At 64.2% G+C, this 15529-nt stretch carries 14 protein-coding genes; 7 read left to right on the top strand and 7 right to left on the bottom strand.

Annotated elements, in window-relative coordinates; translation table 11 throughout:
• The coding region (locus tag Q2100_RS03735; protein WP_302912868.1) for a lytic transglycosylase domain-containing protein at window positions 1–750 on the top strand (750 nt) is incomplete at its 5' end.
• 63 nt (window positions 751–813) lie between these two features.
• Here Q2100_RS03735 and Q2100_RS03730 read toward each other — a convergent pair.
• A complete protein-coding gene (locus Q2100_RS03730; protein ID WP_302912867.1) occupies window positions 814–2352 on the bottom strand; it encodes a fused MFS/spermidine synthase in 1539 nt (512 codons plus the stop codon).
• Between the two features lie 468 nt (window positions 2353–2820).
• Window positions 2821–5907, bottom strand: coding sequence for an MMPL/RND family transporter (locus Q2100_RS03725; RefSeq protein ID WP_067992162.1), 3087 nt, complete (start codon window positions 5905–5907; stop codon window positions 2821–2823).
• Between the two features lie 373 nt (window positions 5908–6280).
• On the opposite strand from Q2100_RS03725, the gene Q2100_RS03720 reads away from it, so the two are divergent.
• The gene (locus tag Q2100_RS03720; protein WP_085981140.1) at window positions 6281–6922 is read left to right on the top strand and encodes a TetR/AcrR family transcriptional regulator; all 642 of its coding nucleotides are present in this window, start codon (window positions 6281–6283) and stop codon (window positions 6920–6922) included.
• A gap of 91 nt (window positions 6923–7013) precedes the next feature.
• On the opposite strand, the gene Q2100_RS03715 is transcribed toward Q2100_RS03720, so the two are convergent.
• A complete protein-coding gene (locus Q2100_RS03715) occupies window positions 7014–7682 on the bottom strand; it encodes a TetR/AcrR family transcriptional regulator (RefSeq protein ID WP_232783764.1) in 669 nt (222 codons plus the stop codon).
• Window positions 7683–7757: 75 nt separating this feature from the next.
• Here Q2100_RS03715 and Q2100_RS03710 point away from each other — a divergent pair, with 75 nt between their 5' ends.
• Window positions 7758–8627, top strand: a complete 870-nt coding sequence (locus Q2100_RS03710; RefSeq protein WP_011895469.1) for a metal-dependent hydrolase — start codon at window positions 7758–7760, stop codon at window positions 8625–8627.
• Between the two features lie 179 nt (window positions 8628–8806).
• Window positions 8807–9355, top strand: a complete 549-nt coding sequence (locus Q2100_RS03705) for a hypothetical protein (protein WP_052537336.1) — start codon at window positions 8807–8809, stop codon at window positions 9353–9355.
• A 31-nt stretch (window positions 9356–9386) separates the two neighbouring features.
• Here the strand turns inward: Q2100_RS03705 and Q2100_RS03700 are convergent, their stop codons facing one another.
• From Q2100_RS03700 to Q2100_RS03690, 3 genes are read right to left on the bottom strand one after another with little or no spacing between them, the layout of a single operon-like run.
• Complete coding sequence (locus Q2100_RS03700) at window positions 9387–9962, bottom strand: carboxymuconolactone decarboxylase family protein (protein ID WP_041800308.1); 576 nt, start codon at window positions 9960–9962, stop codon at window positions 9387–9389.
• 35 nt (window positions 9963–9997) lie between these two features.
• On the bottom strand, window positions 9998–11095 hold the full coding sequence (locus tag Q2100_RS03695; RefSeq protein ID WP_043985022.1) for a zinc-dependent alcohol dehydrogenase: 1098 nt from the start codon (window positions 11093–11095) through the stop codon (window positions 9998–10000).
• Complete coding sequence (locus Q2100_RS03690) at window positions 11092–12585, bottom strand: acetyl-CoA acetyltransferase (RefSeq protein ID WP_067992167.1); 1494 nt, start codon at window positions 12583–12585, stop codon at window positions 11092–11094. The genes Q2100_RS03695 and Q2100_RS03690 overlap by 4 nt, the downstream gene beginning before the upstream one ends.
• A 180-nt stretch (window positions 12586–12765) precedes the next feature.
• On the opposite strand from Q2100_RS03690, the gene Q2100_RS03685 reads away from it, so the two are divergent.
• Genes Q2100_RS03685 through Q2100_RS03675 form a run of 3 tightly spaced genes read left to right on the top strand, consistent with a single transcriptional unit; the run spans window position 12766 to window position 14794 of the window.
• Window positions 12766–13359: a TetR/AcrR family transcriptional regulator gene (locus Q2100_RS03685; RefSeq protein ID WP_011895464.1), complete on the top strand. Its 594-nt coding sequence runs from the start codon at window positions 12766–12768 to the stop codon at window positions 13357–13359.
• 48 nt (window positions 13360–13407) lie between these two features.
• Window positions 13408–13842: a PaaI family thioesterase gene (locus tag Q2100_RS03680; RefSeq protein ID WP_011895463.1), complete on the top strand. Its 435-nt coding sequence runs from the start codon at window positions 13408–13410 to the stop codon at window positions 13840–13842.
• Window positions 13843–13894: 52 nt separating this feature from the next.
• On the top strand, window positions 13895–14794 hold the full coding sequence (locus Q2100_RS03675; protein ID WP_011895462.1) for an alpha/beta fold hydrolase: 900 nt from the start codon (window positions 13895–13897) through the stop codon (window positions 14792–14794).
• 421 nt (window positions 14795–15215) lie between these two features.
• Here the strand turns inward: Q2100_RS03675 and Q2100_RS03670 are convergent, their stop codons facing one another.
• Complete coding sequence (locus Q2100_RS03670; RefSeq protein WP_264025454.1) at window positions 15216–15380, bottom strand: hypothetical protein; 165 nt, start codon at window positions 15378–15380, stop codon at window positions 15216–15218.
• Window positions 15381–15529 lie beyond the last annotated feature (149 nt).

Genomic DNA, 15529 nt, shown 5'->3' with positions numbered 1-15529 from the left:
GCCCAAATCGCGGACGACCTGGTTGCCGACGAGCGCGCGCTGCGCGACCCGTCGTCGCCGGAGGACGTGCTGCGGGCGGCGGCGCGGCGCCAGCAGGCGGCCTACCGCGCAATCGGCAGGCATCCCGAATGGGACGCGGTCACCCGTCCCCGAATCCCTCAGTCGCTGCTGACGGTCTTCGACCTCAACGTCTCCGCGCGCCGCGCGCTCGACGCGCTACTGCAGGGCGAGGCGAAGGACACGTTGCCCGCCTGGCGGATCGACCCGCCGCGGCCGGCGCAGGAACTGCTGAGCCACTACCGCGAGGCCGAGGCGGCGTCCGGGGTGGGCTGGAACTATCTGGCCGCGATCAACCTGGTCGAGACCCGGCTCGGCAGCATCGTGGGCACCAGTACCGCGGGAGCGCAGGGACCGATGCAGTTCCTGCCCTCGACGTTCGCCGCGTACGGCGACGGGGGTGACATCTACGCCCCGCGGGACAGCATCCTGGCCGCCGGGCGCCATCTGGCCGCCAACGGCTTCGCGACCGATCCCGGACGTGCGCTGTTCCGGTACAACAACTCCGAGGACTACGTGCAGGGCATCACGGACTACGCGGCGGTGCTCGCGGCCGACCCCGCGGCGTTCACCGGGTACCACCGGTGGGAGGTCTACTACCGCACGACGGCCGGTGACGTGCTGCTGCCCGTCGGATACTCCGCGACATCGCCGGTCCCCGTCGCGGACTACCTTGCGACCCACCCGCAATAGGCATCGCCGCGCCCAAGTGACATGAGCGGCGCGCGGGCGGATCGGCAGAACGGCTTCGGGCACTCACCGACTGTGCGGCGCGGGGTAGGGCTCGAGAAGTTGGTCGACCGGTGCGTAGTCATCGGTGAGCACCTGTGCGTCGCCGATCCAAGCGGACAAGTGGGCGTCGGCGACAAGGGTCCATCGCGTTTCACGGGTGTCGAGCGCTGTTTGGAGCCTGCCCTGATCAAGTCGGCGGTCGGAGGCCACCACGACCAGATTGCCGCCGTCCGGCGGGGTTGTCGGATCGAGGCCGAGATCGTTGGATTCGCCCGCGAGAATGACTCGATCGAAGGTGTGCCTCAAGGTCGCGACCTCCGCGCGCGCGAAAGCCTGATCCCCGTAGTCGATGAGGTTGGCGACGTACATGCCGTCGGGTTTCAGGACTCTGCGCACGTCGGCCATCGCCTCGACGGTGGTGAGGTGCCACGGCACACTCACACCGCCGAAGGCGTCCCCGACAATGAGATCGCGGCTGCCGGCATCGAGTCGGCGCAGGCCGAGTCTGCCGTCTTCGACGCGAAGGTCGATCCCGGTTTCTGATGCGCCGAGTACGTCGCGGTCGATGCGCACCACTCCGCCGTCGATCTCGGAGACAACGTTGTCCGTGCCGGGCCGGCGGGCGGCGAGATAGCGGGGAAACGTCAGCCCTCCTGCGCCGAGGTGATAGGCCGTCAGTGGTTCGGAGCCGGGAAACGACGCATCGACGACAGAGGCGACGGCACGGATGTAGGTGAATTGCAGGAACGTCGGATCGTCGACGTCGACGTACGAGTGCCGCACACCGTCGAGTTCCAGGGTGCGGCCGCTGCTGCGGTCGGGGTCTGCGATCAGCCGGGCGCAGTGGTATTGCGTTTCCGCGTCGCACCCGCCGGGTGCGACGTAGCCGGCGACACCACCCGCCACGGTCACGAGCGCCAATGCTGCCGCACCAGCACCGCTCCACCTGCGGCTTCGCCACTCGAACAAGCCGGCGCCTGCAACCAACAACACCCCGAGGCCGACCAGGATGGCGGTAACCGGTAGCCGCGAGATCAGGACGAAGCCGGTCAGCACGGTTCCGGCGATCGCGCCCGCGGTGCCTACTCCGGACAGTTGCCCCACCACCGTGCCGGTCTCGGCGAGCCTGCTCAGTCGCAGCTTCGTCACCATCGGCGTCACCGCGGACAGCAGCGCACCCGGCACCAGAATGGTCACCGATGCCATCGGCATCAGGGCAGGTGGCGCCCACTCGGCCACACTTCGCAGCAGCGCCGGCGTGAACGCCACGACAGCCCCGGACACGCCCAGCGCAGGCCCGATGAGATGACGCGGATCCCTCCGGTCGGCGACACGCCCTCCCATCCAGGATCCGAAAGCGATTGCGCAAAGCGCGATTCCGATGACCAACGTGCTGGTTTCGAGTGTCAGTCCCAGATACGGAGCCAGCAGTCTCAGCGCGGTGATCTCGACCACCAGCACTGCAGCCGAGGACAAGAACACCAGCGTTGATGCCGTGCGGGAATCCATCATCGTGACTTCTGGGGTCTCGGGCTGCCCGGGCAGGCGATTCGCTTCAGCCACGCAGTCCATCCTCGCAGGCTCCGGCACATACCTGCTGTGCTCACTCTCGACACCTACGCAACAAGGCCCTGACCGGACCTACCGGATCAGGGCCTCCACCTGCACTGAGTCGGGGTGGCGGGATTCGAACCCACGACCTCTTCGTCCCGAACCACGCCACCTGGGGTTTTGATGACGTTGGGTACGTTGGCCCGCGTAAGTTTTCCCAGCTCAGCTGCATTGGGTGGGTTGGCGCGCGCAGGAGTCGCGAAAATCTACTGCGGACTGCCTGCGGACTGAGACACCTTGGTGGTCAAGGCCGCCTTTGATTTACCGAGAGCGGGAACCTTGAAATCAGGATGTCAGTTTGGACGCTTACTCGACGGGCTTGCAACACCAGATCACGACGGATCCGCAACCAAAGATCACGTCTGCGAATGGACCTCGCGTTCCTCGCATTCCTCGCTTCCACTAGTAGTGCGTTGCTCCTTATTTCTGCGTGGCGGTGTCAGCTACTGGGGTCCGCGTTGCTTTGGAAGGCCACCAGCTGGCTTCGCGTAGAAGTGTGGCGATGGCGGGCACGGTGAGGGTGCGCACGAGGAAGGTATCGAGCAGCAATCCGAAGCCGATGATGAGGCCGGCTTGGATCATGATTGCGACTGAGCCGACCATGAGGCCGAACATGCTGGCGGCGAATATCAGACCAGCTGAGGTGATGACGGCTCCGGTGTTTGCCACGGTGCGCAGGACGCCGACGCGGATGTTGGTCCCGGATTCTTCGCGGAGCCGTGAGACGAGCAGCATGTTGTAGTCGGCGCCGACGGCGACGAGGATGATGAATGCCAGTAATGGTACGGGCCAAGCGATTTCGTAGCCCAGTCCCCATTGGAATACCACAACGCCGATGCCGAGCGAGGCGAGGTAGTTGAGCACGACGGTGCCTAAGAGGTAGAGCGGTGCCAGGAGTGCGCGCAGCAGTAGGACCAGGATGACGCCGACGATGATTATGGTGGCGACGGCCAGTTGTGCGAAGTCGGCCCATAGGAATCGTTGGATATCGGAGTTGACGGCGGGGAAGCCGGCGACGGATACGGTGGCGTCGGCGAGCGACGTGTTGGGTCGTGCGGTGTTGGCGGTGTCGGTGATGCGGCTGGCGAGCTCCATGGCTTCGACGCTGTAAGGGTCGTGGCTGCTTTCGATCATGAACCGCGCGGTCTTGCCGTCCGGTGAGAGGAATTGCTTGGCAACATCGGTGAATTGCCGGTTCTCGAATGCATTAGCGGGCAAGTAGAAACCGCTCGAGGAGTCGGAGTCCGCCGCTGCGCGTGAGGAATTCTGTAGTTGGGTGGCGATCTGGCTCATACCGGACAGCATTTCGATGTTGCTGTCGGCGAGGGTGCGGACACCGGTCGCGAGTGCTTGAGCGCCGGAGGCGAGCTGTCCGATTCCCTCCTGCAATCGGCGGAGATTGGTGGCTAGGTCGGCGGGGTCACCGAGGGCTCCGAATGCCTTGTCCAGCGAGGCGACTGCGTTCTGGACGTTGGAGAGGGTGCCACCAACGGTGGCATTGGTCGCGGGATCGTAGCGGTCCCCGAGGTCGGCGATCTGGTCGAAGAATCCGCTGTCGCGCAGGCTGACCAAAATCTTCACCTGGTCACGAATTTGGGCGCACTGCGGGGTGGCGGCACACCACGGTGAGGTGTTGAGCGCGCCCACGAGTGGATCGAGCTGGGTGATCGCGTTCTGCGCCTGGTTGGCCAGCGGTCGCAGTCCTGGGCCGGATTGGATGGCTTGGTCGACGGCGGGGGCGGTGGCGGAAAGTTGTTGCAGCAGTGGGCGGAACTGGTTGACCTGAGTTCCCGCGGATTGAGCTTGGGTGAGGATTCCGGCCAGTGGCGCGAGGGCGGTGCGCACCGTGCCATCGAGTTGGGCGAGGCCGTCGGCGAGCTGGTCGGCGCCGCCGGTGAGTTTGGCGAGGTCGTCCTTGCGTGAGTTGCCCTCGGCGACCGCGCCGGCCATTTTCTCGCCGATCTGGCCGTTCTGCCAGGCCAGTTCTGCTTGGTCGAGGCGCTCCCCGGTGGGGCGGGTGACTCCGGACACCCTGGTGACGCCGGGGATCTGGGAGACGCGAGAGGCCATCTCGTCGAGATCGGCCAGCCCCCTCCCGGTCCGCATGTCGGTCGGGTTCTCTACGACGAGGAACTCGCTGATGACGACGTCCTTGCGGAAGTGGCGGTCCAGAAGTTGGTAGCCCTGGTTGCTGGCCGTGGTGTCTGGTTGTCCCTTGCGGTCGTCGTAGCTGATTTTGATGGTCGCAGCGGCTGCCGACAGGGCGAGCAGGATGGCCAGGCTGACGATCAGCAGTGGCACCGGACGGCGGACCACGGCGACGGCGACGCTGTTCCAGTAGCGGCGGGTGCGATCGGATTTGGGTTCACCGATGCCGCGTTTGGCGGCTAGCGACAGCACGGGTGGCAGCAGGGTGACGGTCGCCAGAAATCCGAACAGCACGGCGATGGCACACGCGGGGCCCAGGGCGGCGAAGACGCTGAGCCGCGCGAAGACCATGGCCAAGAACGCGAGTGCCACGGTGGCGGCGGACGCCAGGATGACGCGCCCGATGCTGGCGGTGGCGTGGATGATCGCCTGATCGGCGGGTACTTGGGCGCGGCGCTGCTCGTGGTACCGGCTGATCAGAAAAACTGTGTAATCAGTTCCGGCGCCGAGCAGGATCGCCGTCATGAATGCGACGGTGAACTGGGAGACCGGCATGCCCATCTCGCCGAGGGCGGATAGCACGCCGCGCCCAACCGCCAGGCTCAACCCGATTACCAGCAGTGGCAACAGCGCGGTGAACACTGACCGGTAGACGATCAGCAAGATCAGGGCGATCACGCCGGCGGTAGCGATCGAGATCAACAGCAGGTCGTGCTCGGCGGAGGCGATCATGTCGCTGAAGGTCGCCGGTGGTCCCGTCACTTGGACGGTCGTGGTCGATCCGGTGAACACCTCCGCGGCGATGTCGCGCACCGCGTTCAAGGATTCGGCTGCCGTGGGGTCTCCGAGGGTGCCGGTGACACCGACGGGCAGATACCAGGCTTTGCGGTCGGCGCTGACTGCCTGAGCTTCGGTAATCGGATCGGCCAGCAGGTCCTGCACCAGCAGGACGTGGTCGCCCTCGGCCTGCAACCGGCGCACGAGTTCGCCGTAGCGCTGCCGTGCAGTTGGAGTCAAGCCAGTGGGGTCTTCCATGGCGACGAACACCATGGTTTTCGAGCCTTCTTCGCCGAACGCGGCGCTCATGCGGTCAACCGTCTGCAAGGACGGGGCGTCGCGAGGAATGAGGTCCACCGACTGTTGGCGCACCACGGTTTCCAGCTGTGGGAACAGCAGCGCGAGAACCACCGCGGCGCCTAGCCATACCCCGATGACGAGCGCTTTGTGTCGGAGGGTGAACCGGGCCAGGGTCGCCAACCGTTCGCTGTACTCGCGAGTGTCGGCCGGGTCGGTGGATCCGTTGGCGCGCCGACCAGGCCGCTTGGCCTGGCTTGGGGCATCTGCACTGCCGTCGGTCACTTGGCCTCCACTGGTAGCGATACTGCCGGTATCGGTACGCTACCGCACGTAGTGCAAGTGGTGACGGCGACCGGTGGGGGCCTCGCTCAAGAGCGTCATGAGTCGACTCCCTACGGGATTGCGGCGGGCCAGTCGGCCGCGAATACCTGCACGGCGTGCAGGGCGCCTCCTACCGCCACCGTCGCCAGTGCCGCACGATCACTGCTGGGGGCGGGAATGACGACAGCCGCTGCCACGTCTCTGAGAACTCGAAGTTTGAGCGTTCTGATCGTCAATCGCTGCCCTCCGCGGAGTCCTATGGTGGCACGCGCCCCCATTGGGGGCGGATGCTACCAAAGTGTTGCGACCTACTGTGGCTTGCCAAGATGGACATGTGCGGACGCGGTCGAAGAGATGGGGCGGGCGTACCGGTGCTGAACGCCGGGCGGAGCGCCGTCAGCGCCTCATTGATGCCGCGACGGAAATCTGGAGTGAAAGCGGTTGGGCAGCAGTCACGATGAGAGGAGTGTGCGCCAAAACCGGCCTGAACGACCGTTACTTCTACGAAGACTTCAAGACCCGCGACGAGTTACTTGTCGCTGCATGGGACGGCGTGCGCAACGAGATGCTCGGTGAGGTTTCTGCGACGCTCGCAGAACGCATCGGGCAGCCGCCGATGGAGACCATCCGCGTGACCATCGCCGCGGTGGTCGACCGGATTGCAGAGGATCCGGGCAGGGCGAAGATTCTACTGGCTCAACACGTGGGCAGTTCCCCGCTTCAGGATCGGCGCGCTGTCGCACTGCAGGAGGCGACACACCTGGTGATCGCAGCCAGTGAGCCACACCTGAGGCCGGAAGCCGATGAAACCGCCCTTCGGATGGACACACTGGTGGCCGTTGGTGGCTTCGTCGAATTGATCACCGCATGGCATGCAGGTTTGCTTGACGTCATCCAGGGGGAGATCGTGGAGCACACGAGTCGGCTTGCCGAGACGCTCGCCGAACGTTATTTGGTCGACGACGCTGGCCTCTAATGTTGTACAGCGGCGTTCATGTGTTCAGTCCGGAATGAAGCAAGCGGAGGCACCTCGACATTCGCGAAGCGCGGCCGGGAGGCGCCAGAAGCTAACTCTGAGGTTTGGCTTTGGTCGTGGCCGACTCGACTGCGTTCTGCAGCAGCACATAGCTGCCGAGGCTGCCCAGGAAACCTGCGCAGTGCTGAACGAGTTCATCGGTGGTGAACTCGAGTTCTCCGTCGAGCCAGCGGCGCAAGACTTCGAATAACCCACCCACACCCAATGTCGAGGCCAAATGGGCAACGCCCACTGCGGAGTCGGCGATGTCAAGGTGAAGTCTGGCCTCACGCAATACGAGGTCGGTGAAACCGGTCATCATGTCGCTGCGTAACTCCCGAAGCAGCGGCTCCGTTGCAGATTCCACGAACAAGATCCGACCCAGTCGAGGATCATTGTTGATCATGCTGACCAGCCCGCGGATCGGCGCGTACGCGAGCACCTCGGGTGGGGCGCCGGCATCGGGGATCGCGTCAACTATCACCTCCTGGAAGGTTGCGTAGAGCTGCTGGTAGACAGCTCGCAAGAGGGCGTCTCTGTCAGGGAAATGCTGATAGAAGTAGCGTGACGTCACGCCGGACTCAGCGCATACGGCAGTCACCGTGGCGGCGGCAACGCCGTGCGTGCCGATCAACTCCATCGCGGCCTCGATGAGACGCGTGCGCCTGTTCCGGTGACGCTCCTCGGCGGACATCCCGCTGTACACCCGCACCGATCGCACAACGCATAGCTTGCCATCTAATTCTGACTAGGCGTAAAGTCAGATCATCAGTGCCCATGACAACAGGAGAACAACATGAGCGACGATTCGTCCACACGGCCCACCACGCGGGTCGTCCCGAAGCCCCGCCGTGTCCGATTCGACATGCCTGCTGAGACCAGTCGGCAGCACTTCGTCGATGGCGACTTGGTGATGAGCCACTTTGTGTCCACCTTGTCGGCCACGTTCCCCGAAGGCGAAGACTTCTTCATCCGGTCAGTCCGCGAGTACCGGGACCACATCAGCGACGCTGACCTGAAGGAGGCGGTCAAGGGATTCATCGCTCAAGAGGCCACCCACCGGCACCAGCATCGGCTGCTCAACGATCGCCTTCAAGCGATGGGCTATCCCACCGAGGGGATCGATCGGCATATCAAGAAGTTGGTTGGCCGACTCGAGAAGCGTTTTTCTCCCAAGATGCGCCTGGCTGTGACGGCAGCCCTCGAGCACTACACGGCGACATTCGCCGAGATCATTCTCACCAGCGACGAAGCTCAAGAACTGATCGGCTACACCGAGGTGCGGCCGATTCTGCTTTGGCACGCACTGGAGGAATGCGAGCACAAGGCCGTCGCTTTCGATGTCTACGAGACGGTCGGTGGAAGCGAACGCACCAGGGTCTGGGGAATGCGGATCGCCAGTCTCCTATTGTTCACCGAGTTGGTCATCCAGACCACCCGCTCTCTGGCCGGCGATCGTGCCGCCTACAACCCGGTGCGGTTGCTGCGCAGCCTTCGAGCCTTCCGTCATAACCCGCTGTTCAGCCGAGCAGCGATTGAGCGCTTCCGTTCCTACACCCACGCCGGGTTCCATCCCGACGACTGGGATAGCGCAGAAATCCTCGAACGTTGGACCAAGGAACTCTTCGACGCCGATGGCGGCCAACAGCTACGGAGTAACGTGTAGGTCGACAAGTACTTTTGTGGTGAAAGCCGCCATATGGAACGACCTCTTCACGAAGAAGTGCGTTGCGCCGTGGCCGCATCGCGCGTTCAGGCATTCCGCTGATGCGGGCGGAAGGGCCATTACCGCCGTCCCGTCAGCGTCCGAAGACGTCCCGGCAAATCTGCACACAAGTTGGCGCCGTGTCAGCGAGCGCGCATGTCTTCTACGAATTGCTGTCCGGAGTTGCGATGCCGTTCGCGTCGGTGATTGGTCCGGTGCCGGCAGCGACGGGTTGGGGCATGAGCACCGCAGTAGTACTTCGCATGGCGGAACGTGCCGATAAGCGTCACGAGGCTGTCCTCGGTGTTGTGAACGGCCTGTTCCTGACGACCGTGTTGGCTCACTTCATACACTGGCCGAAGCGCTGGAGATTTGGTGTGCCAAGCCTGTCCGAGTGCGAAGGACTATGCGGCCCAATCCTGGTGCCTTACAACGGTATTCTTTACATTTCGGGGCTCAGTGCTGTAGCCGGATTGCTGGAGAATGGTCGCCGAGGTGCGGTCCGTGGTGCGATCGTCCCGCTGCTGGGTGTTCCAGTTCTCCTTCGACTGCAGCGGATGGAATTCCGTCGGCTCAGTCTTCAGGCCCGGCGCAATCCTCGGTGGTGGAATCGCCGTCTGCAGATGCAACCGCCCGACCGTTCGACATCGTCAGATCCCGACCAACAGGTGCTAGGGGCAGAGTCATAGCACGGAGTCGACATGGCGAGCCGATCACCCTTCAGTCAACGGAGGGTCGAACTCCGTCAGGGGGCCATCCTTCGAGGCCGTCTTCTAGCGGCACGTGCAAGGACCGCAGCAGCGCTGAGAACAATCTCCAATTCCCGATCGCGGCGACGAGTTCGACGAGGACGGCCGGGTCCCCGTGCAACGCGCGCTGACACTCAGCCCAGGTTTCATCCGAGATGGTGCCGTCACGCAACGTCTCGTCTGTCGCCGCCAGTACCGCCCGCTCGGCTTCGCCGAAGTGGCCGGCGTTCTGCCAGTCGCGCACCCCGAGCAGGTCGCGTTCGGGCACATCGAGCAAGCGGGCAACCCTCCAGTGTTGCGTCCACTCATAGACCGAATCAGTGACCCAGCCGATTCGCATGATGATCAGCTCCCGTAGCCGCGCATCCAGCGCGCCTTTCCACAGCAACGCCTCCAGCATTCCATGCAATGCGACGGCTACAGGGGGCTGATGAAGCGCGATCCTGAAAACAGACAGTTCAGCCATGGCGTCCGGAATCCCGCATTGAGCGGCGCGCTCGCGGGCATCTGTCAGGGCAAGCATGTCAACCCGGCTTTGGCTGCTCACGGTGGATCCTTCCGGTTGGGCGCTAGTTGGCGCTGTCAGGCGATCGGCACAAAGACGTTGTGCAGAGCGGGGACCCGGTCCGGCTCGTTGCCGGCCAGAAGGTCGAGCAGCCCGGGCAGGCCGGCGAAACCGGTGATCTCGCGGTGCAATTCTTCGAAGGGCCAACGCCTAGAGACCAGCAGCTCGATGGCGCTCTGGTAGGCGGGGTAGTCGACCCCCAACGAACCGAAGATGCGTAGTTCCTTGAATACGAGCAGGTCTGGCTCGAAGCCCGGCGCTCCGCCGCCGCCGCGTGTGCCCGCGACCACCACGCGTCCGCCGGGCTGCGCGAGTGCGACGGCGTCCGCGAATGCGGCTGGCGCCTTCGCGGTGACGTCGACGACGACATCTGCGAGCCGGCCGGTCGCCATTTGCAGGGCCTGCGCCGGGTCGTCTTCGGTGACGTCGATGGTCAGGTCCACGCCGAACTGGTGGGCTGCGGCTAGCCGAGTTCGGTCGCGAGGGCCGACCCCGGTCATCGCGACGAATGCCGCTCCGGCCTCCTTGGCGGCTACGGCAGCACAAATCCCGCGGATCCCTGGTCCGAGGACCGCGACGACGTCGCCCGGGCTTGTCTCGGGCAACATGGCAGCCCATTTGATCCCTGCCCCAAGCGGATTGAACAACGTCGCGACGATCGGGTCGAGTCCGTCCGGGACCGGCAACGGCATGGAATCGAACGGCAGATGCAGGTGGGTTGCATAGCCTCCCCACAGGCCGGGCGGGATGTTCACGTCGACGAAGCCGAACATGGTGGCGAGGCCGTTGCTCGAGCACCTGCGATACTCGCCGCGGCCGCACGAGTCGCACTCCCGACACGATCGGAACACCTCGACGGCGACTCGCTGACCCACCGAGACGCCCCAACGCTCGCGCGCGGCGTCACCGATTCCCTCGATGACGCCGATGATCTCGTGTCCGGGGATGAAGGCGAACCCCGTCGGCAGGTGTCCGCTGAACTGCTCGTGGTCGGTTCCGCAGAGCCCGCACGCCTCGATCCGCAGGAGACCGGACTCGTCGTCGATGCGCGGCACCGGAAGATGCCGCCGTTCAAGGGTGCGCGGCTTGGTCAGCACGAGCGCGTCGGCGTTCACGACAGTTCGAATTCGACGTGTCCGTCCGCCTGCCGCACGGCGACTTGGTGTCCGACGCACATGTCTCGTGACATTGCCACCGCCACCTCGGCATCGTCACTGCGCGCCGCGACGCGGCGGCCGTCGGTCATGCGCGCGAAAATCGGCACCCAGGAGGGGCCTTGGTCACGGTCGTGCACGACCGTGTATCCATCTATGGTCGCCTCTCCGGATGCGTCGGCGGGAGAAGCGACCGGGAGGGAGGTGCCGTCGATCGCAGACTGCGCATCGGCCATGTCCGGAGTCTGCCATCCCGTTGGCGGTGGAGTCGCCGACCACAGACCCAGCGAGTGCTTTGTGATGTACCAGCCCAGTCCGGACACGAGCCCGACGGCGTCCGGGTCGCTCCTGCAGCGTCGCACCATCTCGACGATCGAATGGCTGACATAGTTGTTACCCGGCCCTCCGTGGTAGGGCAGTCCGCCGGTCACCGTGAACCCGCGGTCATCCGCCGGGTCGAGATCCAAGGCGTCGATCGCCGCCTCGACCGCGGAAGGAAAGCAAGAGTAGAAATCAAACCATCTAATGTCGTCGATGTGAAGTCCACTGGCCGCCAATACCGCCTTGCCGGCGGCCCTTATTCCGGCGGAACGACCCAGATCAGGCCGCTGAACCGGGAAATACACGTCGTTGCATGTGGCCGACGACCACGGGAAGACCCAACGATCACTGGGCACTCCGAGTTCCTCGGCGACTTCGGCGGCCATGATCACGAAAGCGGCAGCCATATCCACGGCGATGATGCTGTTGAGCAGCTTCGGATACGGCTCGCACACCATCCGGTTAGCCGGGGAGACCGTGCTGAGCTCGTCTGCGCTACGGGCACGCGGAAACCAGGCCTGCTCGAGATGTCGGGACGCCTCAACCGTGAACGGAGCCATCAAGTCACCCAGCCAGCGGCGCTGTTCGTCGAATGTGCGGCCTGATCGGGCCGCGATCGCGGATTCGAAGATCGGGTACACCTCGTGCGGCCAATGTAACCCGGCGCCCACCTCGGCTTCGCTCAGTCCCGGGCGGGTGTCACCGAGTGACTCGTCCTGTGCTGCGATGGGTTTGGGCTCCAAAAGTGCGCTACCGGATGCGACTTTGCGTGCTGACGCGCCGCTTTCCGCTCCGACGATCAGAGCCCCGTCGCTGACGCCGCGCCAAATGCGGCGGCCGAGGACCTCGACCAGATACTGGGGGGTGTTGCCGCCGACCGGACAACTGATGCGATGATCCGGCGTCAGCCCAGTCGCTTCGGCAATCCTCGACGCGGGGTTGTCGCGTGGGATCATCAAGATTCCGGGCGTCGCCACGGTATCGATGCGATGCCCGATCGCGGCCGAAGCATCATGCAGCGCTCGACGCGCGGCCTCGGCGGCCAAATCGATGGGATCGACGGTGCCTTCACCGCGATGTGTCAGTTCACCGACGCCGACGACAACCGGAGTGCGTGGTGGGATGGCCAACGGTCAGATCACGCTCATCGTCGAGGTCTTCTATGCGACACGACTGCGATATTGTCACATCCGTTTCCATGCGACAACCGCGGGTGTTCGACAGAGCGGGTCCCTTGACAGGGCATACTCGTACCCGTGACGAAGAGATCGTTGCGGCGGGGCGACGCGACTCCTGGGCGAAACCGCGATATGGCGCGCGATCGCCTACTCGACGCCGCCGAAACGTGCCTGCAAGGCAAGGGGCTGTCGGGCACCACGATGGAGGATATCGCCAGGCATGCGGGCGTATCGCGCGCCACGGTCTATCGCTACTTCGCTAGTCGCGAATCCGTCGTATCCGGTGTCATCGTCCGCGCAGCGGAACGCTACCTGCACCGCACCAGCGGACGGATCTTGGCGCACACCGACTTGGGCTCTGCCATATTGGACTTCGTTGCAGTCACGGTGCGCGCGGCACGCCGCGAACCGATAATCGGCATGCTCTTCGCCAGCGACGATGAACTCGCCGGCGTGGGACTGGCCGAGGGAACGTCGGTGGCGCTGTTCGAACTCGTCGCCGAGTTTCTGCGACCCGTGTTCGCCGCACACTGGCATCAACTCGAAGCCGGCGTTTCGGTCGATGACGCCGCCGAATGGATTTTGCGCATCATCCTCAGCTTGCTCGCGGTTCGCGGCCCCCGGCACCGCAGCCCCGAAGGAATCGATGCTTTCTTGCGCCGATTCCTGCTTCCCGCGCTACTGGCCGACACTCACAGTTGCATTGCTGCGACAACTGCGGAGTAGTGTCTCAGCGATGGCATCGGTATCGCTGAACGAAACGAGGCGCTGACCATGGACTTCCCCCAGTTCAACAAGCAAATAGCCGAGGAGCTCCAGCACGCGGGGGGAACCTCGGGAGGGCTCGCCAAGTACTTGGACTTCCGCCACATCGAGTTCTCCGCCGGGAGACTGGTAGTGGAAATGGACGCCCGAGCCGATTTGTTGACTCCTTTCGGCACTCTGCATGGCGGATGCCTGTCAGCGATGGTCGACCACTGCTTGGGCGTGGTGTTCTATCCGGTGATCCCACCTGGGTCATGGGTGGCCACAACCGAATTCAAACTGAACCTCCTACGTCCGGTGTCCAGTGGAGTCTGCGTTGCGGTCGCCGACATCATCGCGCTGGGGAAGCGTAGCGGCGTCGCCAGGATCGACATCACCAATACGGGACGCCCGGTATGCGCCGCACAGGGAACAGTGACCGTCGTCGCCCAGAGCGCCTCGTGATCCGGTCGCGGAACGAGAACGCTGCCCAAGGCGACCATCGAGGACACAGCAAATGACCTCAACGTTCGAGCGCGTCCGCAACGAAGACGGAACCGCCCTTGCAGCCGATGTCTACCGACACGAATCCGCCCGCGCGGTCGTCATACTGCTGCACGGCGGTGGACAGAACCGCCATGCCTGGGCGACTACCGCGCGCCGCTTACACGCGCGCGGGTATACCGTCGTCGCTTACGACGCCCGCGGTCACGGCGACAGCGAGTGGGACCCCGATGGTCGATACGATCTCGACCGACTTGCATCCGACCTGCTGTCGATTCGCCGATATGCCAGCGATGGCCGCCCGCCAGCTGTCGTTGGCGCATCCTTGGGCGGCATGACGGTGTTGGGAACGCATTTGGTGGCGCCTGCCGATCTGTGGGGAGCCGTCGTACTGGTCGACATAACTCCGCGAATGGAGTTTCACGGAGCACGCCGCGTCGTGTCTTTCATGGGCGCCCATCCCGACGGATTCGATACGCTCGACGCGGCCGCGGACGTCATTGCCCAGTACAACCGGCATCGCGCTCGGCCCAAGAACTTGGACGGTCTCCGAAAGGTCTTGCAGCAGCGCGACGACGGTCGGTGGATCTGGCGATGGGATCCGGCGTTCATAGCTTCCAACTTCGAGTTCCTGCAGGGCGACCCAGCAACTGGTGCCAAAGAATTCGGCGCCATAAGCGACCTTCTCATCGAAGGGGCCCGCCGCGTGCGAGCACCAACGCTTCTCATTCGCGGCGTTCACTCCGACGTGACGTCGCAGCAGTCGGTCGAGGAGTTCCTCGAAGTCGTACCGCACGCCGAGGCTGTCGACGTTTCGGGCACGGGCCACATGGTTGCGGGCGACGACAACGACGCCTTCACTTCGGCAGTCGCAGATTTTCTCGACCGCACGCTGAACGACTCGTCGGACTGAGCGTCTTTCAGGGCCCTGCGATGGCCGCGGCCCGGCCACTCTGGTTCGTTGTCGAGGTGTCAGAACTACCTCCATGAACGGAACCCCGGCGGCGCAGTATCGGCGCATCCGAAGGCAGCGATGCCAAACCGTATGGTTCGACCATCGCCTGGGCCGAATTATCATTCGAACCGAAGCATTTTGCTGGTGGGCGCTGTCCAGGTCGGATCGAGCGGTCGGAGTTCTCCGAACCAGTGCCCGCACACCTTGACGAACACACCCGCCGCCGGGGCGACCCGGATCAGATCGGCGCTGCTGTTGGGATCTTGGAGTCAGTCGACGGCCGGGGGCGAGTCCAGAGGACAGCCTACTGCTATCCAGGCTTCAGCTTCGGTATGCGGGAGGCGGGCGGGCATATCCGGCGCCCGATTCGACCACCTCGTCAGAGCGGCGGGCGTTCCTTCGCATGAGCAGTTCCGGAAACTTCGTGGCCGAAACGATCGAGAAAGTCGTCTATTGCGGCCAGGGCGGTGCTGATCGTTCCTCGCAATGGGGCTGCTCCGGCCGCGAAGGCCGCAAACAAGGTTATTGCGAGCAGACAACTCATGCCTCCGCCTTCCTCTTCACGCGCATCCGTTCGCCGTGGCCCACAGCAATGCCTCGTTCGGCTGCTGAAATGGTAAAACGTGGCTCACCGCTCCTTAACAGCGTAGATACCCGGATCCGCGATCGGTATGTCTCGAAGGGTCGAACCTG

Origin of the sequence: Mycolicibacterium arseniciresistens, from assembly GCF_030519285.1 — a bacterium.
Taxonomy (GTDB): domain Bacteria; phylum Actinomycetota; class Actinomycetes; order Mycobacteriales; family Mycobacteriaceae; genus Mycobacterium; species Mycobacterium arseniciresistens.
The sequence above is the reverse complement of the archived record's forward strand: the minus strand, read 5'-3'. Positions and strand labels throughout refer to the sequence as shown.